21 protein-coding genes and 3 tRNA genes are annotated in these 21,892 nt (G+C 49.5%); 12 read left to right on the top strand and 12 right to left on the bottom strand.

The window, feature by feature from the left end; genetic code table 11:
* Window positions 1-113: 113 nt before the first annotated feature.
* From ACO0LG_RS23190 to ACO0LG_RS23175, 4 genes are all read right to left on the bottom strand, one after another.
* On the bottom strand, window positions 114-2,033 hold the full coding sequence (locus ACO0LG_RS23190) for a SurA N-terminal domain-containing protein (protein WP_423029908.1): 1,920 nt from the start codon (window positions 2,031-2,033) through the stop codon (window positions 114-116).
* Window positions 2,034-2,119: 86 nt separating this feature from the next.
* Window positions 2,120-2,196, bottom strand: a tRNA-Asp gene (locus tag ACO0LG_RS23185).
* Window positions 2,197-2,240: 44 nt separating this feature from the next.
* Window positions 2,241-2,316 (bottom strand) — tRNA-Val (locus ACO0LG_RS23180).
* 50 nt (window positions 2,317-2,366) lie between these two features.
* Window positions 2,367-2,639, bottom strand: coding sequence for an HU family DNA-binding protein (locus ACO0LG_RS23175; protein ID WP_162040973.1), 273 nt, complete (start codon window positions 2,637-2,639; stop codon window positions 2,367-2,369).
* A 476-nt stretch (window positions 2,640-3,115) separates the two neighbouring features.
* On the opposite strand from ACO0LG_RS23175, the gene nadB reads away from it, so the two are divergent.
* The 9 genes from nadB (at window position 3,116) to ACO0LG_RS23130 (ending at window position 9,774) form a co-directional block, all read left to right on the top strand.
* Window positions 3,116-4,723 (top strand): L-aspartate oxidase, encoded by a 1,608-nt coding sequence (gene nadB, locus ACO0LG_RS23170; protein ID WP_423029907.1) that lies wholly within the window; start codon window positions 3,116-3,118, stop codon window positions 4,721-4,723.
* Between the two features lie 229 nt (window positions 4,724-4,952).
* Entirely contained in the window at window positions 4,953-5,096 is a 144-nt protein-coding gene (locus ACO0LG_RS23165) for a hypothetical protein (RefSeq protein ID WP_423029906.1), read from the top strand.
* Window positions 5,093-5,623 carry an ABC transporter ATP-binding protein gene (locus ACO0LG_RS23160; protein ID WP_423029905.1) on the top strand — a complete coding sequence of 177 codons (531 nt, stop codon included), beginning with the start codon at window positions 5,093-5,095 and terminating at the stop codon, window positions 5,621-5,623. Before ACO0LG_RS23165 ends, ACO0LG_RS23160 begins: the two co-directional genes overlap by 4 nt.
* The gene (locus ACO0LG_RS23155; RefSeq protein ID WP_423029904.1) at window positions 5,620-6,261 is read left to right on the top strand and encodes a hypothetical protein; all 642 of its coding nucleotides are present in this window, start codon (window positions 5,620-5,622) and stop codon (window positions 6,259-6,261) included. The genes ACO0LG_RS23160 and ACO0LG_RS23155 overlap by 4 nt, the downstream gene beginning before the upstream one ends.
* The gene (locus tag ACO0LG_RS23150; protein WP_423029903.1) at window positions 6,236-6,616 is read left to right on the top strand and encodes an HlyD family efflux transporter periplasmic adaptor subunit; all 381 of its coding nucleotides are present in this window, start codon (window positions 6,236-6,238) and stop codon (window positions 6,614-6,616) included. The genes ACO0LG_RS23155 and ACO0LG_RS23150 overlap by 26 nt, the downstream gene beginning before the upstream one ends.
* Window positions 6,613-7,008, top strand: coding sequence for a hypothetical protein (locus tag ACO0LG_RS23145; RefSeq protein WP_423029902.1), 396 nt, complete (start codon window positions 6,613-6,615; stop codon window positions 7,006-7,008). Before ACO0LG_RS23150 ends, ACO0LG_RS23145 begins: the two co-directional genes overlap by 4 nt.
* A gap of 75 nt (window positions 7,009-7,083) precedes the next feature.
* Window positions 7,084-7,842, top strand: a complete 759-nt coding sequence (locus tag ACO0LG_RS23140; RefSeq protein ID WP_423029901.1) for an efflux RND transporter periplasmic adaptor subunit — start codon at window positions 7,084-7,086, stop codon at window positions 7,840-7,842.
* Complete coding sequence (locus tag ACO0LG_RS23135) at window positions 7,839-9,074, top strand: ABC transporter permease (protein WP_423029900.1); 1,236 nt, start codon at window positions 7,839-7,841, stop codon at window positions 9,072-9,074. The genes ACO0LG_RS23140 and ACO0LG_RS23135 overlap by 4 nt, the downstream gene beginning before the upstream one ends.
* A gap of 58 nt (window positions 9,075-9,132) precedes the next feature.
* Entirely contained in the window at window positions 9,133-9,774 is a 642-nt protein-coding gene (locus ACO0LG_RS23130) for a hypothetical protein (RefSeq protein WP_423029899.1), read from the top strand.
* Between the two features lie 212 nt (window positions 9,775-9,986).
* On the opposite strand, the gene nadC is transcribed toward ACO0LG_RS23130, so the two are convergent.
* The 4 genes from nadC to ACO0LG_RS23110 all read right to left on the bottom strand — a co-directional run bounded on the left by nadC (window position 9,987) and on the right by ACO0LG_RS23110 (window position 16,201).
* Complete coding sequence (gene nadC, locus ACO0LG_RS23125; RefSeq protein WP_423029898.1) at window positions 9,987-10,853, bottom strand: carboxylating nicotinate-nucleotide diphosphorylase; 867 nt, start codon at window positions 10,851-10,853, stop codon at window positions 9,987-9,989.
* A gap of 43 nt (window positions 10,854-10,896) precedes the next feature.
* On the bottom strand, window positions 10,897-12,027 hold the full coding sequence (gene nadA / locus ACO0LG_RS23120; RefSeq protein WP_423029897.1) for a quinolinate synthase NadA: 1,131 nt from the start codon (window positions 12,025-12,027) through the stop codon (window positions 10,897-10,899).
* A 148-nt stretch (window positions 12,028-12,175) separates the two neighbouring features.
* Window positions 12,176-14,227 carry a M13 family metallopeptidase gene (locus tag ACO0LG_RS23115; RefSeq protein WP_423029896.1) on the bottom strand — a complete coding sequence of 684 codons (2,052 nt, stop codon included), beginning with the start codon at window positions 14,225-14,227 and terminating at the stop codon, window positions 12,176-12,178.
* Between the two features lie 24 nt (window positions 14,228-14,251).
* Window positions 14,252-16,201 (bottom strand): CocE/NonD family hydrolase, encoded by a 1,950-nt coding sequence (locus tag ACO0LG_RS23110; RefSeq protein WP_423029895.1) that lies wholly within the window; start codon window positions 16,199-16,201, stop codon window positions 14,252-14,254.
* A 177-nt stretch (window positions 16,202-16,378) separates the two neighbouring features.
* On the opposite strand from ACO0LG_RS23110, the gene ACO0LG_RS23105 reads away from it, so the two are divergent.
* Window positions 16,379-16,840 (top strand): hypothetical protein, encoded by a 462-nt coding sequence (locus tag ACO0LG_RS23105; RefSeq protein WP_423029894.1) that lies wholly within the window; start codon window positions 16,379-16,381, stop codon window positions 16,838-16,840.
* A gap of 85 nt (window positions 16,841-16,925) precedes the next feature.
* Here the strand turns inward: ACO0LG_RS23105 and ACO0LG_RS23100 are convergent, their stop codons facing one another.
* Together ACO0LG_RS23100 and ppnN are read right to left on the bottom strand one after the other, a co-directional pair.
* Window positions 16,926-17,882 (bottom strand): chemotaxis protein, encoded by a 957-nt coding sequence (locus ACO0LG_RS23100; RefSeq protein WP_423029893.1) that lies wholly within the window; start codon window positions 17,880-17,882, stop codon window positions 16,926-16,928.
* Window positions 17,883-17,947: 65 nt separating this feature from the next.
* Window positions 17,948-19,318: a nucleotide 5'-monophosphate nucleosidase PpnN gene (ppnN, locus tag ACO0LG_RS23095; RefSeq protein ID WP_423029892.1), complete on the bottom strand. Its 1,371-nt coding sequence runs from the start codon at window positions 19,316-19,318 to the stop codon at window positions 17,948-17,950.
* 252 nt (window positions 19,319-19,570) lie between these two features.
* On the opposite strand from ppnN, the gene ACO0LG_RS23090 reads away from it, so the two are divergent.
* Together ACO0LG_RS23090 and ACO0LG_RS23085 are read left to right on the top strand one after the other, a co-directional pair.
* Window positions 19,571-19,647, top strand: a tRNA-Met gene (locus ACO0LG_RS23090).
* A 146-nt stretch (window positions 19,648-19,793) separates the two neighbouring features.
* Window positions 19,794-20,018, top strand: coding sequence for a hypothetical protein (locus ACO0LG_RS23085; RefSeq protein ID WP_422952060.1), 225 nt, complete (start codon window positions 19,794-19,796; stop codon window positions 20,016-20,018).
* Window positions 20,019-20,043: 25 nt separating this feature from the next.
* On the opposite strand, the gene ACO0LG_RS23080 is transcribed toward ACO0LG_RS23085, so the two are convergent.
* On the bottom strand, window positions 20,044-20,841 hold the full coding sequence (locus ACO0LG_RS23080) for a LytR/AlgR family response regulator transcription factor (RefSeq protein ID WP_423029891.1): 798 nt from the start codon (window positions 20,839-20,841) through the stop codon (window positions 20,044-20,046).
* The gene (locus tag ACO0LG_RS23075; protein ID WP_423029890.1) at window positions 20,841-21,878 is read right to left on the bottom strand and encodes a sensor histidine kinase; all 1,038 of its coding nucleotides are present in this window, start codon (window positions 21,876-21,878) and stop codon (window positions 20,841-20,843) included. Before ACO0LG_RS23075 ends, ACO0LG_RS23080 begins: the two co-directional genes overlap by 1 nt.
* Window positions 21,879-21,892: the final 14 nt, after the last annotated feature.

Genomic DNA, 21,892 nt, shown 5'->3' with positions numbered 1-21,892 from the left:
GCAAAACTAATTTTTCAAAAACACAAAAAAAAAGACATCCCTGAGGATGTCTTTTTTAACTAAGCGGCTAACTTCACAACTTAGTCACGCAACTTACTACGCAATCAGCTGGATTATGGTGCTGCTGTTACCGGTGCTGTCACCGCTGCTTTATTCACAGTCACTTTGGCTTTTTGCTTCAATAATTCTATATAGGAATACAGATTTTGAGCAGACTGCATGCTTGTCAGTTGCTGCGCCTCTGAAGCACGACGCGCTGCATCCGGCGTACCAGCAGTTACCTTGCCTATGCGGAAAATAACATAGCCTGCATTACCCAGATGTGTACCAACGAAGGCAGGCAATTTCTGTGTATCCGCACGCATCAGGTCAACCAGGGCCAAACTAGGAATATCCTGATTTTTCAAACGCGATACCACTTTTGCTTCTGTAAATCCGGCTGTGGAATCAGCTGTTTTCAACGCTGCCAATTTGGCGATACCTTCTTTTTCTGCCAGAGCTGCTGCTTCCGTAGCAGTGACCTGCGCCTGGATCGCTGCCTTCACTTCTTCAAATGGGCGCTTGGATGCAGCCTTGTATTCAATGATACGACCGGCAATACGCGTGTTCGGTGCAATCTCAACAGCTTCTGTATTGTGCTTTTTCTTCACGACATCGTCAGAGAAGATGGCTTTCAGAAATTTAGAATTGTTGGTCTCAACAGTTGCAGGTACACCAGCTTTGCTGTTACGTGTCAAACCAGTTACTGTTTGAATTTTCAGCTTGAGCTTTTCAGCAACAGGTTTCAGGCTGTCGGCCTGTTCGTACAGCATATTGCCAAAGGTATCAGATGCTTCAGCATAAGCCTTGGCAGCTTTTTGCTTTTTGATCTCTGCCATTATCTGAGGTTTGACATCATCCAGAGATTTTGCTCCGGCAGGTGTGATCGCTGTGACTTTAATAATATGAAAACCAAACTCAGTCTCTACCAATTCACTGATCTCATCTTTCTTGAGTTTGAAAGCAGCTTCTTCAAACTGAGGAGCCAGGCCATTACCACGAGAGAGAAATTCCAAATCCCCACCTTGCTCCTTGGAGCCAGGATCATCAGAATACTCTTTTGCCAGTTTCGCCAGATCATCCGGTTTTTTCTTTACTTGCGCCAGAATATCAGCAGCCTTGGCTTTTGCCTTGGCTTTATCTGCGGCACTTGCCTCTTTGCCCACCCCAATCAAGATATGGCTTACACGACGTTGTTCTTCCGTCGTATAGGACTTCTTATTGCTTTCATAGTAGGCCTGAACTTCAGCGTCTGACACGGTAATTTGCTCTGCCAGTACATCATTGCTCAAGACAACATACTCAGCACTGATTTGCTCAGGAATTTCAAACTGGGCCGCATTTTTTTCATAATAGGCCTTAAGCATCTCATCCGTCACTTTGACGCGTGTTGCGAACTCTTCTGGCTTGAGCATCAGCATCTGTACTTCACGCTCTTGCTCATTGATGGCTGAAAGACGCTCTGCTACAGTTTTAGGAACAAATGCACTTGCCTGTACCGGACTGAGCAATTGTTGCAATACCATATCCTGCCGCAAGCGCTGGTCAAACATGGCTGGTGTCATGCCTTGCTGTGCCAACAGACGAGTGTACTCATCATAATCAAAACGGCCATCTTTCACGAGGCCTGGCATCTTGGCAATATTGTCTTGCAATGTCGCATCTGAGATAGTCAATTTTTTTACGGCAATCTCGCCAGCCATGGCCTTGCGCGCTATCAACTCATCCAGAATACTTTGCCTGGCTTCAGGAGTATTAAGCATTTTTGCATCAAATTGCGGGCCATACATTTGGCGCATACGATCCAACTGCTCACGCAGGGCCTGATCAAACTCGCCCTGGGTAATCGATGCTCCCGCAACAGTTGCGATACCTGCCTCTTTGCCTATGGAACGCAAAGCATCAGTATTACCGAACAGAACAAATGACGGCAAGATAAGAACAGCTAGCAAAATTTGCATTAAGCGCTGATGGGTACGAATAAATTCAAACATGTTCAACCAATCACGTGGCTAAGTATCACAATAACAATTTGACGAATACAAAAAAAGGCGAACTTTCGTTCGCCTTCTCGATTTTCTGGCGGAGCGGACGGGGCTCGAACCCGCGACCCCCGGCGTGACAGGCCGGTATTCTAACCAACTGAACTACCACTCCTTTTGTTTCTTTTGTACTTCCTTGCACTACAGTTTGCCTGCTACTGGTGGGCGCTGAGAGGCTCGAACTCCCGACCTAAGCCTTGTAAGGGCTCCGCTCTACCAACTGAGCTAAGCGCCCCACGCATACAAACAAACATCGCGACCCAAGTCACGAGCCACGAAAGTGCATTAGTTTACCGCATCTTTCAACGCTTTGCCAGGTTTAAATTTAGGGACCTTGGCAGATTTGATCTTGATTGGCTCACCAGTCTTAGGATTACGACCTGCCCTGGCAGCACGTTTGGCAACAGAGAAGGTACCAAAACCAACCAGTGTTACCGTGCCATTTTTCTTCAATGTGGTTTTTACGGCACCGATCACAGCGTCCAGCGCACGCGACGAAGCCGCTTTGGAAATATCCGCTGTTTTCGCAATATGATCGATCAACTCAGTCTTATTCACTTATAGCCCCCTCACAAAAATTTGAATTTCGCGATGATGTATTCGATTATTTTATTGGTCGCGCATCTATCACGGCAAGCAGGAAATCTGCATCCGGTATTAGAGCAAGCCGCAAAGCCTTATGTCAAGCGGTTTGCAAGCTTTAGGGCCAAGTTTGCTGATTTGTGATTTGCTTATTCGTTTTTTCCACATGTCCGGCTGGCAGCTACTGTGCAAAAAATCAGGTAGTTGCACATTTTCGCTATGTGGAAAAGCCACCCTCTTTTGCATCCTGAATTAGAATGTGACAAGCCCACATCAAAAAGCAAGGCATCACGACATGCCTGCGACAGCCCGACGCATACGGCAAGACCATTCCTGATTCACCATTTGGTATGGCTTTAAGTTATAGGAAGCCGTACGGGATCAAGCAAAAAGATGACGGGCTACTGTAAGCGGGATCAACCGAAAACAAATAAAGACACACACGGAAGACAATGAAGAATTTTGACGTAGCAATCGTAGGTAGTGGACTGGCTGGCTTATCTGTCGCCCTGCATCTGGCGCAAACACGCAAAGTCGCCATCATTTCCAAGCGTGAATTACTTGACGGTGCCAGCAATTGGGCGCAAGGCGGCATAGCTGCCGTACTGGATTCCCATGACAGTCATGAACAACATATTTCAGATACCTTGATTGCTGGTGGTGGTCTGTGTGATGAAGGTGCCACCCGCTATATCATAGAACATGGCCGCGAAGCCATAGACTGGCTGATAGAACAAGGCGTTCCCTTCACCCGCGATGAAGATGCAGAACTGGGCTTTCACCTGACGCGCGAAGGTGGCCACAGCCAGCGCCGCATTATCCATGCGGCAGATGCCACCGGCCATGCAGTGCAGGTGACGCTGGAACAGAAAGTACGCAATCATCCCAACATCACGCTGTTTGAGCATCACTATGCAATCGATGTCATTACCTCGGCCAAGATCGGTGATACATCACCGACTCCACGTTGCCTGGGTCTGTATGTACAGGACGTAAAAACTGGCAAAGTAGATACCTTTGCCGCGCAACACACGGTGATGGCAACTGGCGGTGCTGGTAAAGTCTACCTGTATACCACCAATCCCGACACTGCTACTGGTGACGGTATCGCCATGGCCTGGCGTGCTGGCTGCCGCATCGGCAATATGGAATTCATACAGTTCCACCCTACTTGTCTATACCACCCATTTGCCAAATCATTTTTGATCACTGAAGCAGTACGTGGCGAAGGCGGCATCCTGAAGTTACCAGCCGAGGCCGGCGCATCTGCCGGCAAACGCTTCATGACTAGCCATGATGAACGCATGGAACTAGCACCACGCGATGTAGTCGCTCGTGCGATTGACTTTGAAATGAAAAAACGTGGCCTGGATTTTGTTGAGCTTGATATCAGCCATCAACCGCCGGAATTCTTGAAAGAACATTTCCCTACTATTTATGCGCGCTGCCTTGAGCTCGGCATAGACATCACCAAGCAAGCCATACCAGTCGTGCCCGCCGTACATTTCACTTGTGGCGGCATCGTCACAGATACGGATGGTCGCACTGATTTGCCTGGCCTGTATGCCGTTGGCGAAACCGCCTACACCGGCTTGCATGGTGCCAATCGTCTCGCCAGTAATTCGCTGCTGGAATGTCTGGTCGTAGGCCGCGCCACAGCCAAACATATAGAAGCCCAGGAACGTGTCAGCGTCATTGCCTTGCCAGACTGGGATGAAAGCCGTGTTTCAGATGCAGATGAAGAAGTCGTCATCGCCAATAACTGGGATGAGCTGCGTCGCTTCATGTGGAATTATGTTGGCATAGTCCGCACGACCAAACGCCTGGAGCGCGCCAAACATCGCATACGCCTGCTGAAGGAAGAGATAGACGAATACTATGCCAACTTCCGCATTTCGAACAATTTGCTGGAATTGCGCAATCTGGTGGAAGTCGCCTCACTGATCGTCAACAGCGCATTGTCGCGCCGCGAAAGCCGGGGCCTGCACTTCAGCCGCGATTATCCAGACACTTTGCCAAAAGCCTTGCCTACGGTCTTGTCACCCAAACGCAAAAAATAAACACCGCTGCCAGCATCGTTCACGATGCTGGCGTCTTGATTAGTTTATGCAAATTAATCAGGAAAATAAACAGCACCATCATCAACGAAGACAATCGAATTTTCCATCTATTTATTGCGTAGTCATTTGCCAAATTAAATTATCACAGTGATACTGCCCAACTTGCTTGCCGGGCAATATCACTACCAATTCTTTCCATCGCAGCCTCACTAAAACCAGAAAAATTGGCATGATAAAACTCAGTCAGATACGCAAAACCTACAAGCAAGGCGGCAATGAAATCCGTGCACTGGATGGCATCGATTTGCACATTGCCAGCGGTGAGTTCGTCGCCATCATGGGCCCCCAGGTTCTGGCAAATCCACACTATTGAATGTACTCGGTGCGCTTGACCGCCCCGACCATGGCCGCTATCTCCTGAACCAAGAAGAAATCAGCGCCATGAATGACGATTCTGCCTCAGATATACGCAATCGCAGCATAAGCTTTGTTTTTCAGTCTTTTCATTTGTTACCTCGCCTTAGCGTGTTGGAAAATGTGCTGCTCCCTCAGCGCTATAGCAATTCGCCTGATGCGCAGGCCGAAACACGCGCCCGCCAGTTGCTCGAACGCATAGGCCTGGCACAGCGCATCGATCACAAGCCAGGTGAATTATCTGGCGGCCAGCTGCAACGCGCTGCCATCGCCCGCGCCCTGTTGAATCAGCCCGCCTTGTTGCTCGCCGATGAACCTACCGGCAACCTCGATTCCAAAAGTGCTGCCGATGTCCTCGGCTTGCTAGGTGAGTTGCACGCAGGTGGACAAACCCTCGTGCTGGTCACGCATGACCCCGCAGTGGCAGCCAGGGCGCAACGAACCATACACCTGGCCGACGGCAAGGTCGCGGAGATAACAGCGTGAGCATGAGTGTCATGATAGAGCCTGCTCAATCGTTCAAAAAAAACAGCACCAATATCCCTGCGCAGAGTAAAGAACTGACTATAGAGGGTGAAATACAATCACGTAATATCACGCCAATAGGGCCGCCATCCATCCCCTACATCTGGCAATACACGCTAGCGCAGATTGCACCTGAAGGCAGCGCCGTCAAAGCGAGCGACATGCTAGCCATGTTTCAGGCGGCTGAAGTACCCAACCAGCTCGCCAGCCAAAAAAGCCAGCTTAATGAGAAGCTGAGGGCACTGGAAAAACTGAAGCTGGAACAGACAGAAGCAGAAAAAGCTGCGGATCTGGCTGTTGCAGAAGCGCACAGCAATGCAGAGAAAGCTGCACGTAAAGCCACCATGCCTAAAGAATTAATCCGGCGTGTAGATTATGACAAACTGGTTATAGAAAAATCACTGAATAGCGATCTGGCTGCGATGTCCTTGCGCTTTTGCACCACTCAGGCTCGCGCCCGCAAGGCAGAAAAAACGGGATTGGAAACAGAGATAGCCATGCTGCAAGGGAAAATTGACGTCCTGATGAAAGGGCAAAAAGCACTGACAGTGACAGCAAGCAAGCAAGCCAGGTATGATGATCTACAAAAGCAATTTTGAAGGTGAAAAATTTGCCGCTGGCAGCCAGGTCTGGATGGGTTTACCCATTGCCAGCGTGGCTGACCCAGACAAATTATTTGTCACTGCCAAGGTGCCCGAAGCTCAATCGACCACGATCAAAGTTGGCCAAAGTGCCCGTATCACCATACCAGGCGCAAATGTGACGGTACCTGCCCGTGTTACCGGCCTGGGCAATGTATTCCATAGTAAATCAAGCTCACAACCCATCATCGTGCGCGATATAGAGCTGGAATTTGAGCAGATGCCCGAAGGGCTCAAACCAAGCGCGGCTGTACAGGCCGTTTTGGGAACATCAGGAGCAGAAACGCTGGCGACAAGGGCAGTAAAAAAATGAAACCAGCACTCATCACTATCTGCGTGGCACTGGCGCTCAGTAGCATCGCTTGCAGCAACAAGACTGAACAAACCCAGCATGCAACTGAAACCTTCTTACCCAGAAACTGGCAAGAAAATATTGTCGTCGATGGCGAAATCATCGCAGCCAATAAAACTCCGCTGACTGTGCCGGGCCAGGGCTGGGATTCCCGCATCCTTATCACGACGCTACCTGAAGGCAGCCTGGTGAAGAAAGATCAGGTCATCGCTCTTTTTGACGCCCCAAAATCACGCATGGAATTATCGCAGGCAGAGCTGGAATTATTGCGCAAGGAACTGGCTGCAGAAACCATAGAGGCCAGCGACACCAGCAGCCGCTCTACCCTGCCTGCAGATAGTGCCAAAGTATAAACAGATTTACGATTCAGCGAACGCTATGCCAACGCCGATCTGGCTATTTTCTCACGCAATAAAATACTGGATGAATTGCAGGACAGCGGATTCCTGAAAAACAAACGCGGCTACCTGAGCTGGAAAACCGGGCAGGTACAGGCACGCAGTGCTGCAGAACAAGCGGTATTAAGTTCGCAGAAAGAAAGTGTCAGCCTGAATGCCAGCCAGCACAAGAAAAATCTGGATGCATTGGAGTTACTGGCACCACATGACGGTGTGTTCTTGCTACAGGCAAACTGGGCCGGTGCAAAACCTCAGGTTGGTTCGAGCTTCCGGCCCAGGGAAGAATTTGGTTCACTACCAGATCTTGATCAACTGGTCGCCAATTTCAATATAGAAGAAGGCCGCACCTTTGGTTTGAAAGTGGGCCTGCCAATCAAGGTACGCCTGGCAGGTAGCGGCCAGGAAATTGAATTGAGTATTACCAAGGTCGGCAACAGCGCCAGCGTCACTTCACGGGAGTCGCCAGTCAAATTCATTACATTCGAAGCAGCTTTCAATAAAGCACAGGCACAAAGCCTAGCGCTCAAACCTGGCCAGGCACTGATAGGCACAGTCAACCTTATCAATCAGGCCAAAGCCATGACGGTACCGAATATCGCCCTGATACAAGATGGAAGTAATTTTGCTACCTACATCAAGGACGGCGACCAGCTCAAGCGCCAGACGGTAGTGCTAGGGCAGCGTGGCCCGGTACGCAGTGAAATCAAATCTGGTATCAACCAGGGCAATCAGGTGGTCCTGCTGCCGGAAGTAAAAAACAAAGAAAAAAGCAAGGATACACATTCATGAACCGCGCCCTGATACTGGAAGCGGTCAATGAGCTGCAAAGGCGCAAGCTGCGTACTGGCCTGACACTATTGGGCATGATCTTTGGCGTTGCCGCCATCGCAGCCATGCTGGCCGTGGGCGAAGGCAGCCGCCGTGAAGCCTTACGTTTGGTCGCCGAACTGGGTCTGGACAATGTCATCATAGAAAGCAAGAATATTGACGACAAACGGCTCAAGGAAATACGTACACGCTCGCTGGGCTTGTCTGCTGCAGATGCAGATGCTGCATTGTCCGTTGTACTTGGCGCCAAGGCAGTGGCACTCAAAAAAGAGATCAAGGTAGATCAACTGGTCAGCGGCAGCAATGTCGTCCCTGCCCGCGCCTTTGCCGTATCTGATTCATATGCCGAACTCGGTGGCCTGCAAATCGGCCAGGGGCGCTGGTTAAGCCAGCAGGATGATGCCACCCTCGCCCCTGTCTGCGTGATAGGCCCGCGCCTTGCCCATCAACTCTTTGGTGACAAAAATCCAGTTGGCGAGCGCATCAAGGTCAATCACGCCTGGCTGGAAGTCATAGGCGTACTGGCTGACCGCGCGCTCTCCAAATCAGAATTCGAAGGCGTCAAACTGGGCCTGGATGACGAACGCCTGTTCATCCCCTGGCTCACCGGGCGCGACCGTTTCCGTTTCACTGCGCTGGAAAATGAAGTCGATAGTATGCGTTTGCGCCTGGACAGCCAGACAGCACCTGATATTGCGGCCCGTGTTCTGCAAAACCTGATAGAGCAAAGGCATGTCGGTGCTGATGACACCAACCTCATCGTTCCCATGGGCCTGTATCGCCAGAACCAGCAAACCCAGCGCATCTTCACCATCGTCATGAGCTCTATCGCTGCCATCTCCTTATTGGTCGGTGGAATAGGCATCATGAATATCATGCTGGCCAATGTACTGGAACGCCGCCGTGAAATTGGCCTGAAGCGCGCACTAGGTGCGCGCAGGCGTGACGTCATAGAACAATTCCTGGCAGAAGCCCTGGTGATTGCCTTCAGCAGTGCCCTACTCGGTGTATTGCTGGGCGCGATAGCAGCGTACAGTATTGCCGCACTGGCGGGCTGGTCTGTTGCCTGGTCACCGGTCAGCCTGTTGATTGCGGTAAGCTCTTGCATAGCAGTTGGCCTGGGCTTTGATGTCTTCCCTGCACGCCAGGCAGCAGCACTGGACCCAATTGCGGCTTTGCGGGCGGATGGTTGAAACCATCAGGCACAGCATAATTACTACACATTGATTATTAATGACATTGGAGCACATTATGCGTAAATACTTTTTTGCAGTATCGGTTTTGTTAAGCTCAAGCCTTGCATTAGCTCAACAGCCAAAACCGCAGCAAGCTCAACAGCCGCAAAGCAAAATTAATTCACTTTCAATGGAAAGATATGAAGGTGGGAGCGTTAAAACCAATCTTGGTTACAACATTACTCTTAATAAAGATTCAAATCTAAAACGTGAATGGTTTGTTTTAAAAGATGCAAAGTCGCCTGCTTCAATTAATGAGCCTGCTGGAATAAATGTAATATTTAAAGGAGGCGAACGCTCATCTTTAAATGAGTATCAGTATTTTGCAACATTCGACCTTACCCCCAATGAACCAGTAACAGCCGTCGAAGTGCGAATACACATATTGGATGTATTTGGTCAGTTGCTAAAAACATTGTCGATGACAAAGCTTAGGGATTTTGACATAAAAAAATCATTTGATGGCACTTGGAGAATATGGTCAGAAAATGAAGCATCAGAAGCATACGTATCTATCATTTATGTTGCAAAAGTCCGAACTGCGTCTGGGGCTGTTTATGAAATCGATAAAACTGCGGTGCTTGATCAAATTCGAAAAATTTCAAAACGCATTACAGAAGCTGATTTGGAACCAAAGCATGACAGCCCAAAACCTTAAAAAAGTAGTTCTTGAGATTCAAAAATCTAAAAATTATTTCGATAGACCTCAATCAAGTGAGTAATTTCAGTTAAGTCAAACCGGTCAAGGTTTATATCTTGATGTGCAATACTGCTTAAATAGTTTCGATCAAAATTGTATGATTTTTCTGACGAAATAAATGAGCTCCTAACTACGTTGAGATTAAAGGAGTAAAGGAGCTCATCAATTCATCAGACTATCCGCAAAGAATAATCCGTCGCCTTGATATCCTTGGTCAGACTGCCTATGGATATCCTGTCTACTCCTGTCTCGGCTATCGCTCTCACGCTTGCATGATCAATGCCGCCGGATGCTTCCAGCAAGGCACGGCCAGCAGTGAGGGCCACTGCTTCACGCATCATGCCGGTGTTGAAATTATCCAGCAGAATGGATGTCGCACCGGCATTCAATGAAGTTTGCAATTGCTCCAGAGTTTCCACTTCTATCTGTATGGTGACACCGGCATTCAGGCTCAGGGCTTGCTGCATGGCGGGGGCCACACCGCCTGCGGCTGCGATATGATTTTCCTTGATAAGGATTCCGTCATACAGGGCCAGGCGCTGGTTCTTGCCACCGCCTACACGCACTGCATATTTTTGCGCCAGACGCAGGCCAGGCAAGGTTTTGCGGGTATCAAGTATTGAGGCTTTTGTGCCAGCGATGATGGCGACATATTGGCTGGTGGCGGTTGCGACAGCAGATAACAATTGCAGGAAGTTCAGCGCAGCACGTTCGGCTGTCAGCAAGGCCCTGGCAGGTGCCTTGATTTTACAGACGACAGTGTTTGCCTTCATCTGCTCGCCTTCGGCGTATTGCCAATCCACGTCTATAGTTGCATCCAGTGCAGTCATGACGGCATCGAACCATGGCGCGCCACACAGAACAGCATCTTCACGCACGATGACTTGTGCCTGCACTACTTCATCTGCAGGCACCAGCAAGCCTGTCAAGTCGGCAGCGCCGACATCTTCAGCCAGCGCATCGCTGATATTGCGTTCAAATGCTTTTTGTAAATCTGCATCAAAAGGGAAATGCGTATTCTTTAAATTACCAGACATGTCCAGATAACCTCAGTGTAATTAGATGGGGCTTGTACAGCATTCAGGCCGGGCCTATGCCGGAGAACAGTTTGGCTTCTTTAGCCAGATCACTGGATGGACGCACATTGGCTTTTTTGGCAGCAGCAAAATCCAGCATGCGGTCTATGCAGACCTTGGCTTTTTGCCCTACGGCTGGATCGACCTGGATTTCATTATTGCCGTTTTCCAGTACCTGTACCAGATTGCGCAAACCGTTCATGGCCATCCATGGGCAGTGTGCGCAGCTCTTGCAAGTTGCGCTATTACCCGCAGTTGGAGCAACGATGAAGCGTTTGGTCGGCGCTGCCATTTGCATTTTGTGCAGTATGCCATTGTCGGTAGCGACGATGAATTCATCTGCATCCAGGGTCTTTGCAGCATGGATCATTTGTGAAGTCGAACCAACCACGTCAGCCAGTGCAACCACGGCAGCCGGGGATTCAGGGTGCACCAGAACTTTGGCATTGGGATGCTCAGCCTTGAGTACATCCAGCTCTATACCCTTGAACTCATCATGCACCAGGCAAGAGCCCTGCCACAGCAACATGTCTGCGCCTGTCTGCTTCTGGATATAACCACCCAGATGTTTATCTGGCGCCCAAAGTATTTTTTTGCCTTGCGCATGCAAGTGCGCAACGATGTCCAGGCCTATGCTGGACGTCACCATCCAGTCAGCGCGTGCCTTGACGGCTGCGCTGGTATTGGCATACACGACGACGGTGCGATCAGGATGGGCATCGCAAAATGCCGCAAACTCGTCTGCCGGGCAACCCAAATCCAGCGAACAAGTCGCATCCAGGTCGGGCATTAAAATAGTTTTTTCGGGGCTGAGTATTTTTGCGGTTTCGCCCATGAACTTGACCCCTGCAACAACCAGGGTTTTGGCGGGGTGGTCACGGCCAAATCTTGCCATTTCCAGCGAGTCAGAAACGCAGCCACCGGTTTCTTCTGCCAGGTCTTGCAGTTCTGCATCGACATAATAATGCGCGACCAGTACAGCCTGCTTTTCTTTCAAGAGCTGGCGTATTCTGGCTTTGAGTTCCAGTTTTTCTATCGCTGAAGGCGCATCAGGGATGCGCGCCCAGGCATTAGCGGTACAGCTACTGCCCACATCCATCTGTGGACGTTCAAATTCGACAACTTTGGTTTCCATATAGCCCTACATATCTGGAGTGCACAGAGTACATGCTGGCATGCACTCTGATGACAAGAAATATTGGCAGGCTTGGGATTGCCAGATTTGCATCTGGCGCCCCTTTAGCCTGCATCCACTACTGCATTTCAAGCCATAGTATACGCTGTTACCAGATATTTACCCGCGTCGATGTCGGGCGCAGGGGTGAGCGATCTCCCTTGCACTGGAAAGCATCAGAAAATTCCGACATATTTGCCAATGGCGCAATGACACGATATTTGTCTGGTGAGTGAGGATCGGTTGCCAGTTTCATACGCAACATTTCATCACGGATAAGGCTGCGGAAGCTTTGCGCATTGGCGACAAAGAAGCGCTGATCCACCGTCAAGCCATCAATTTCCTTGGCCTGAGGCTTGCGCTCCAGCGATTTGTGCAAAGCCTGCAAGGCAATCTTCATACCACCAAGATCAGCAATATTTTCACCCGCAGTCAGCTTGCCATTGATGTGCAATTTTTCGATGGGATTAAACTCATCAAACTGCTTTTCTATGGCTTTGACACGAACCAGGAATTTTTTCTCATCGTCCTTGGTCCACCAGCTTTTCAGGTTACCCTGCGCATCATATTGGCGTCCTTCATCATCAAAGGCATGCGTCAGTTCATGACCAATAGTTGCGCCAGTATTGCCATAATTAGCCGCAGGATCAGCATTCACATGGTACAGCGGTGGTTGCAATATGCCCGCCGGGAACACCATTTCATTCATGGTGGGGTTGTAATAGGCATTCACGGTTTGTGGCGTCATGCCCCATTCATTCCTGTCTATGGGCTTGCCGAGTTTGGCCAGATTGCGTTTGAATTCAAATTCAGCGGCGCGTGCCATGTTCGCTGCATAGGGGCCAGTATCGATTTGCAAACTGCTGTAATCACGCCATACATCGGGATAACCTATTTTTACGAGAATAGTGTCGAGCTTTTTATAGGCTTGCTGTTTGGTCGTGTCTGACATCCATTCCAGCCCGCCTATACTTTCACGCATGGCCGCCTTGATGTTATCGACCATTTCCAGTACGCCCGCCTTGGCTTCAGGACCAAAGAATTTAGCGACATACAGCTCCCCCATGGCTTCACCTGCCATGTTATCGATAGAGCCCAGCACTCGCTTCCAGCGAGGTTGCAATTCCTTGGTGCCTGCCAGGGTTTTGCCATAGAAGTCAAAACTGGCATTGACAAAGGCTGAACTCAAATCCTTCGCACGCGCGTTTGCCAATTGCCAGCGCAAATAAGTTTTCCATTGATCAAGACTGACGGTATTGACCATGCGCCCTGCTTCTCCAATGAATTTGGGATGGGCAAGATTGAATTGTCCTGGCTGCGCCAGTCCCAGTTCATTGAAATAGGTGGACCAGGCAGTTTTCTTGTCTGTCTTTTGCAAGGCATTCAAGTCAGACAAATGGTAACTGGCTTGCGGGTCACGTAATTCAACCTTGGTCAAGGATGCCTTGGCCAGTCGGGTTTCCAGTGTCATCACAACAGCAGCATTTTTCTTGGCCTGGTCTGGAATATCACCGAGCAAGCTAAAAATCTGGGTGACATAGGCGACATACTTTTCACGGATATCTTTGGTCTTGGCATCTGTCTTCAGGTAATAATCGCGGTCAGGCAAGCCCAAGCCACCCTGCATGATTTGCGGGATATAACGCGTAGTATTTTTAGCGTCCTGATCGACTGCAAAACCAAACAAGGGAGAAACACCTTGTTTATGCAATCCGGCAATCACAGCCAATAATTGCTGGCTATCCTTGATGTTATTAATTTGTGCAAACTGTGGCTCCAGCGGTTTGATGCCTTCTTTTTCTATCTGTATCTCATTCATGCCACTGGCATAAAAAGCGCCGACCAGTTGTGCTGCCTTGCTCTTGCCATCACCTTTTGCAGCTGTCTCGGCGATCAGTTTCAATGCTGCCAGATTTCGTTCAGTCACTTCATCATAGGCGCTGTAACGCGCACGGTCGGAAGGAATGGGATTAGCCTTCAGCCATTCGCCATTTGAATACTGGAAGAAATCTGTGCAGGGATCAGCCTTTTTATCCATGGTCATGGATTCCAGCACAAGCTGGTTTGAAGTCGCTGTTTGCGCCAACACTGCATTACCCATGCATGCCAGGCCAACCAGGCTGGCCAGCACACTGCGTTTGAAGATATTTTTTGTTTTCATTTTTTTGTCCCTGTCTCTTAATTTTTACGGCATTACTTGCACGGCTATACCTGAATACTGTCCTGGTGAACGATATACTCTTTGCGTGGCCTTCTGGAAATCTTCAGGATTGGCCTTGGGAATATCCATGAATTTTTGCGGATTCAAATCGACCAGCGGGAACCAGCTACTTTGCACCTGCACCATGATGCGATGACCACGGCGGAAGGTGTGCTGGATATCCGGCATGTTATAGCTGATGGCCGCCACTTTGCCCGGCACAAATGGCTCAGGTTTTTCAAAGCTGTTGCGGAACTTGCCACGTAGCGGTTCACCCCTCACCAGTTGCTGATAGCCAGCCATGGCCATGGACGGTGGTGGCACATCATTGGCACGTTCGCGCAGTACCTGTTTATCAGGATAAGTCGATGGATAGACATCAATGAGTTTGACTACCCAGTCAGCATCAGTACCAGAAGTGGAGACAAATAATTTTGGATTCACTGGTCCGACGATGGTCACGTCTTCTTCCAGAGCTTCAGTCTGGTATACCAGCACATCTGGCCGTGTGGAAGCAAAGCGCTGGTCAGAGACGACATACTCACGCGGCGCACCCGTTGCGACATAAGAGATGAAAGGCACAGGCTTGTTGGGGTCGCTGACGTATTCGTCAAAGGTATTGAATTCTGTCTGCGGTTCTTTCCAGCTCAGGCTACCATCCTGGCCAAAATACAGGATACGTTTTTGCGCCTGTTGTGGTGGCCAACTCGGGTATTCGCGCCAGACATTGGTGCCGGTTTCAAACACAGTCACTTCCGGCAAAGCCTTGCCAGCAGCGCCTTTCAAATGCTGTTCAAAGAAAGGGAAAACGATATTCTTGCGGTAATAATCGCCCGTTTTGACATCGAAAGTCACATTACCCAAGGACTTCCCCTCGGCACCTGCCCAGCCACCGTGCGACCATGGCCCCATGACAAGACCATTGTAATAGCCCTTGTTATTGTTTTTGATACTGTGATAAGTCGTGAAGGGGCCTTGCGGGTCTTCTGCGTCGTACCAGCCACCAACAGTCAATACGGCTGCCTTGATGTTTTTCAGATGAGCCGCGATATTGCGGCTCTTCCAGAAATCGTCATAGGTACTATGCTCAATGGTAGGCATCAGCAATTCACGCTGCTTGTCCGACAGTTGGGCAGTAATGTTTTTCAGGGTTTTATACTTGAGAAAATATTGATAGCCATCCGGGGTACCAAAATCAAACTCCTCCCAGCGTTTGGGCAAAGTAGTGGGATTTTTTTCTACCGTAAAATTGGAAAAGAACCCAAAGTTAGCCGCCAGCATGAAGGCACCGCCATGATAGGAATCGTCCCCCATGAACAGATCCGTAACGGGTGCCTGTGGTGAAGCGGCCTTGATCGCCGGATGTGAGTCTATGATACTGGCAGAGGCATAAAAGCCAGGGTAGGAAATACCCCAGATACCAACCTTGCCGTTATTGCCCTTGACGTTTTTCAACAGCCATTCAACGGTGTCATGCATGTCCTGGCTCTCGACACCTTCGCCAGCCTGCCTGCTTGCCTTGACGTGCGGCGTCATTTCTTGCCAGACGCCTTCAGACATATAACGGCCACGCACGTCTTGTTTAACGAAGATATAGCCACTTTGATCAAATTCTTTGGAGGGCCCCAGTGATTGCGGGTAAAAGTCCACGCCATAATGCGACTGCCCACCTTCATAGACACCGCTGCCATAGGGTGAACGTGTCATCAGGAAGGGGTAAGACTTGCTGCCATCCTTGGGAACATACACCACAGTAAAAAGACGTGTACCATCACGCATGGAAATCTGGTATTCATATTTGGTATATTGTTCGCGTATGCCCGGTTTGGCAGCTTCGGGAGCATCAGCCATGACGGCTTCTGCAGCATACACTGGCAGATTGGTCACCAAGGCAAGAGCGCACAAGGCTGCACATTTTTTAATCACGAATTTCATAATTCCCCTTAAGATAACGCGCTATTGTTTTATTTATTCTGATCAACATACTTGCAAACCAGGTCTGGCGTATGAATCGCCGCGAATCATAAAGAGTAAATTTTTCTCAATAAGTTTCCAGATTTCGACCTAAACTGATAAATAGGCATCAAACAAATATTTTATTGCGGAAATACCATGAAAACACTCAGAATATTTGCTGTCACCCTGGCTTTACTGGCACTGTCAGACTCGGCATGGGCACGTCCTGGCGGTCACAACTTCCACCCAAGGGTGAGTATAGGCGTAGCTATTCCACCGCTGTATTTCAATTATGGCAACCGGCATAGTTATGTGTCTGCCTATTATCCTTACGATTACTCCTGGCCTTATTACTCCAGCGTGGTCGTTGCCCCGGCTGTTACCTATGTCACACCTGTCGTCAGCACGGGCAATGTGGTTTATACGGACAATTACCCTACATACCATACCTATACTCAAGGCTATGTTGATGACAGCAATATCATCAGCCAGCCCAATCTTGTTCCTCAATCTATGGCAGGCAAGGATTGGCTGTATTGCCATCAGCCAGACGGTTTCTACCCGGCGATCAAGTCTTGCCCTGGTGGTTGGGAGCGCGTCCCGGCACAAGCGAGATAAGCCTAGCCAGGCCAGATACAAAAAGGGTGCAATTAATGAAATAATTGCACCCTTTTTTACAACTATCAGTTTCTACAGTGTTTTTTTATTTTGCCAATACAGAGCGTATTGTTGCAGCTAGTTCTTCAGCAACAAATTTGGCAACATAGGCGTCGGCACCTACGGTCTTGATATGGTCCTCATTGGTAGCTCCAGACAATGAAGAATGGATCACCACCGGCAAGAACTTGAAGCGGTCATCGTTCTTGATTTTACGTGTCAGGGTGAAGCCATCCATTTCCGGCATTTCCAGGTCAGTCAGCACCATGGATACCTTGTCGCGCACGCCCTTGCCTTCTGCCTGGGCTGCTGCTGCGAGGGATTGCAATTTCTCCCAGGCTTCCTTGCCAGTCTTGGTCATGATGAACTGTGCACCCATGGCCGTTAGCGCCTGCTCAATCAAACCGCGGGCAACTGCCGAATCATCTGCTGCCAGGATTGCGGAGCCAGGAATCATCTGCAGCTTGGCACCGATAGTGTCTGGATCGACATCCTTGGTATCCGACGGTGTGATCTGACGCAAAATCTGCTCCACGTCCAGCACCTGGGCCAAACGTGTGTCTTCAGTATCACCATCCAAACGAGCGATACTGGTGACCATGCCACCCGCTGCACTGCTTTCAGCCGACAAGACCTGGTTCCAGTCCAGGCGCACGATCTCTTCCACCGATTCAACCGCAAAACCCTGGGTGGTGCGCGCATATTCAGTGACCAGCATGATGTTGAGGCCAGTTTTAGGCTTGAGCCCGACCACTGAAGGCAAGTCGATGACAGGAATAATCTGTCCACGCAAATTGACCACGCCCAGCATATGGGGCATTGCGCCCGCCATACCGGTAATTGTGGGCATGGCGACTATCTCTCGCACCTTGAAAACATTAATGCCGAACAATTCTGATCTTTCGCTGTTGCCATCTGTGCCAAGACGGAACAGCAACAACTCAAACTTGTTAGACGCAGTCAGGTTGGTACGTTCATCGACTTCTTGCTGTACGGAACTCATGTCTGTTTTCCTCATCGTGATGGAACAGGATTGCACCATTATCCTACGGTTTTACTGCAACGCAATTACTTTATAACACGGTAGCAAGGGGTATAAGCCTTACCAGGTAATTTCATGCGACTTTGCGCAACAAAAGATGCTAGCAAGGTATCCATTGATGCCATTATTTCACTATCGCCGCGAATTTCAAAATGTCCATGTTTTTCTATCGCACGTATTCCCTGATTTTTGACATTGCCGGCGACCACACCTGAAAAAGCGCGACGCAAATTTGCCGCCAGCAGATGCGTATCCTGCTTCTTGTGCAAAGCCAGGTTGCGCATGTTTTCATGCGTGGGTTCAAACGGCTTCTGGAACTCTGCATCTATCTTCAGCAACCAGTTGAAATAATACGCATCACCCTTGGCCTTGCGGAACTCACGCACTTCCTTGATACCAGCCTGCACTTCCTGCGCCACGCGCACAGGGTCATTAACGATGATCTTGTAGTTCTGCTGAGCCTCAGGACCCAGCGTTGCAGCAATGAACTGATCTATCTGACGGAAGTAATCTGCCGCACTTTCCGGCCCGGTAAAAATCAAGGGGAAAGGCAGCTCAGCATTGTCAGGATGCAGCAAAATACCCAGTAAGTACAAAATTTCTTCTGCAGTGCCTGCCCCGCCAGGGAACACGATGACCGCATGGCCCATGCGCACAAAAGCCTCAAGGCGTTTTTCTATATCCGGCAAAATCACCAGGTCGTTGACGATGGGATTCGGCGCTTCGGCAGCGATAATGCCGGGCTCAGTGATCCCAAGGTAGCGGCCTGTGGTAATCCTTTGTTTGGCATGACCGATGGTGGCACCCTTCATCGGGCCCTTCATGGCGCCCGGGCCACAACCCGTGCAGATATCCATGCCACGCAAACCCAGTTGATACCCTACATGCTTGGTGTAGTCATATTCTTCGCTGGAAATCGAATGTCCACCCCAGCACACCACCATATTGGGATTGACCTGAGGCTTGAGCAAATTGGCATTGCGCATGACATGGAAAACCGCATCACTGATACCTTCCGTGGTCGTCAAATCAAACTTGCGGTCATCTTCGATGGCGGCCTTGATGAACAGGATGTCGCGCAATACGGCAAACAAGTGCTCCTGTATGCCTTTGATCATCACGCCATCCACAAAAGCACTGGCTGGTGCGCCCTTGACATCAAGCTTGATGCCGCGTTCTCGCTGGATGATGCTGATGTCAAAGCTCTTGTAACGCTCCAGCAATTCCTTGCCATCGTCGAGGCCACTGCCACAATTCAAAACCGCCAGTGCGCAACTGCGGAACACTTGGTACAAACCTCCATGACTATTGTCGAGTAATTGCACAACCTCGGCCTTGGACAAAACTTCCATACGGCCGCCTGGCGAAATTTGCGTGTCGATAACGTCGAATTCCATAACTGCTTTTTCACTCCTGAAAATGATCTCTCGCTTAGTGACTGCACTGCACCATCACCGCGCTTTTCTATACATCCATTATGCATGCAATTTATTCTGCGGGTTGTATCAGCAGCATTATTTTCCACATCTGCATTGTGAAGAATGGCAAATTGCGCCATCACCAGGGCGCCAATTTAAGACCGATATAAAAATATTTCTATAAATGATTGTATATAGCGCCTTCACCATGTACAATTCGCCTCCTTCAGACGCGGGGTGGAGCAGTCTGGCAGCTCGTCGGGCTCATAACCCGAAGGTCGTAGGTTCAAATCCTGCCCCCGCAACCAAGTTTCTTTGTTCTGGTGCATTCGCACAAATTTACCGGGCGCTATGTTTCTTCTGGCAGGCAATTGCCAGAGTCGGTTTATTTTGCTTTTTCTCTCTCAAGTGCTACCAGGCATCGCTTCACATCAACATTGATCAAGCTCAACTGATGAAAGACAATAAAGATCACGCTACCCTGGAATTACCCGGCTTTGGCGAACCAGCATTTTTATTGCCAGAAACCAGAAAACCAGTACCTGCTCCACGTCAACGCGGCAAAAAACAAGAACAGCTTGAACTTTTAGAAGTGCTGGGCCCAACTGACCGCACCGGTCTGCCAGCCTGGGTACATGATGACAACACTGATCTGACTGGCCTGCCGGTCTGGCGCTGAGCGCAACCAAGCACACAAAAACAAATCAAACCCGCACCAAGGCTTTAATAACCGGCCACTGTCTGCGTGAAATTGGCAAACGTTCAGGGCATCCACTGACAATGATTTGCCAGGATTCAGATACTTTTTCCTGATTGTTGTCAGCATCGACTATTTGCACCGCCCGCTCTACGCCATTAATGGCGCTACGTGCGACCAGCGCATTCCTGTGCACCCTGACCAGCAAATCCCCTAACTCCACCTCTATTGAAGTCAGCGACTCTTCCAGCAGATATTCACGTTGCGCTGTATGCAGGGTCACGTATTTTTGTTCTGCCTTCAAGAACAGCACCTCGGCTACCGGCACCAATAATATCCGCCCTCTTTCCAGTACTGAAAAATGCTTGCGCCTGGGGCCGCTGGTGTCCGTTGCCATGGTTTCAGGCAGGCGGCGCGCCACTTTCATTTTTTCACCGGCACGCACCAGGGCATCCACCAGGCGGCTGGCGCGCACCGGCTTCATCAGATAATCAAGTGCATGTACCTCAAAAGCCTTGACGGCAAACTCATCATAGGCAGTGACAAAAATAATCGCTGGCGATCGCAGATTGGCCTGATGTTGAGCCAGATGCTGCGCCAGTTCTATGCCATTCATGCCCGGCATCTGGACATCCAGCAACACAATATCAGGCTGCAGATTGCTGATTTTTTCCAGTGCCAGCATGGCATTTTCAGCCTCGCCGACCACCATCACCGGGCATTCTGCTTCTATATCTGACAATAGCGTCAGCAGCCTTTGTCTTGCGGGCGCTTCATCGTCAACAATCAGTATTCTTGGTGTCATCATCTCTTGGCTGGGAATTGCAACTTAACTTCAAAGTACGCATCTACTACTCCGTATTGAATTTGCGCCTCGATATCATAAAGCAAACTTAGTCGCTGCCGTATGTTTTCCAGCGCCATCTGATTACCGGAAACCATATTTGCCTCTGCGTGATAGGGATTGCGGATGCGAATTTCCACCTTGTCCAGCAGACGTCTTATCTCTACCGTGACAGTTGCTTGCTGCACGGATGGTTCAATGCCGTAATGAACCGCATTTTCAAGCAGAGGCTGCAATAACAATGAAGGAATTTCTATCTCGGCTAACTCCAGGGGTGAAATTTTTTCTTTATCCCATGTCACCTGCATACGCTCACCAAGGCGTATTTTTTCTATCGCCAGATATTGCTCACACAAGCGTATCTCATCCTGCAAACTGGTGACATCGCGGGTATCGCGCATCAATACCCTGAACAGATCTGAGAGATCTTCCAACACCATTTCTGCGCGACGCGGCTCGGTGCGTATCAGCGACAAGGCAGTATTCAAGCTATTGAACAAGAAATGTGGACGTATCCTGGCTTGCAAGGCCTGCAGTTTGGCCTCACCCAGCGCAGGTGAAAAAGCCCGGGTACGCAATTCAAAATACTGTTCATATGCCAGTGCCAGCAACCCAGTTGCGGCCACAACAAACAGGGGATTTAACTTGGGAAAACTGGCCATTATCCAGTCTTGCATACGCAAATAAATCATCAGCAAGGCAGCGATTGCCGTTGGCAACATGCAACACAATAAGCGCTGAAACCAGCCAGACATGTAATAACGCGCAGAAAATCTGCGTAAATTACACAGGATCAGCAGGGAAAGCAGGCATATCGTCTCAATCAATGCCGCGCTTTCCAGGAAATTTTGCAAGACTACACGCCACTCATCACCCCTTGACCATAAAGCCAATAAAGCTATTAGATTCACGCTGATCAGGATGCGCGAAAACACACCCAAATTACAACAATCCGGAATGAGCTGCTCACTTGCGCTGCTTTTCTTATCATTGGTCATTTTTAATTATCTTT

This window comes from Undibacterium sp. Ji42W, from assembly GCF_049340405.1.
Classification (GTDB): domain Bacteria; phylum Pseudomonadota; class Gammaproteobacteria; order Burkholderiales; family Burkholderiaceae_D; genus Undibacterium.
Note: the sequence above shows the minus strand (reverse complement) of the source record. Positions and strands in the feature narration are given on the sequence as shown.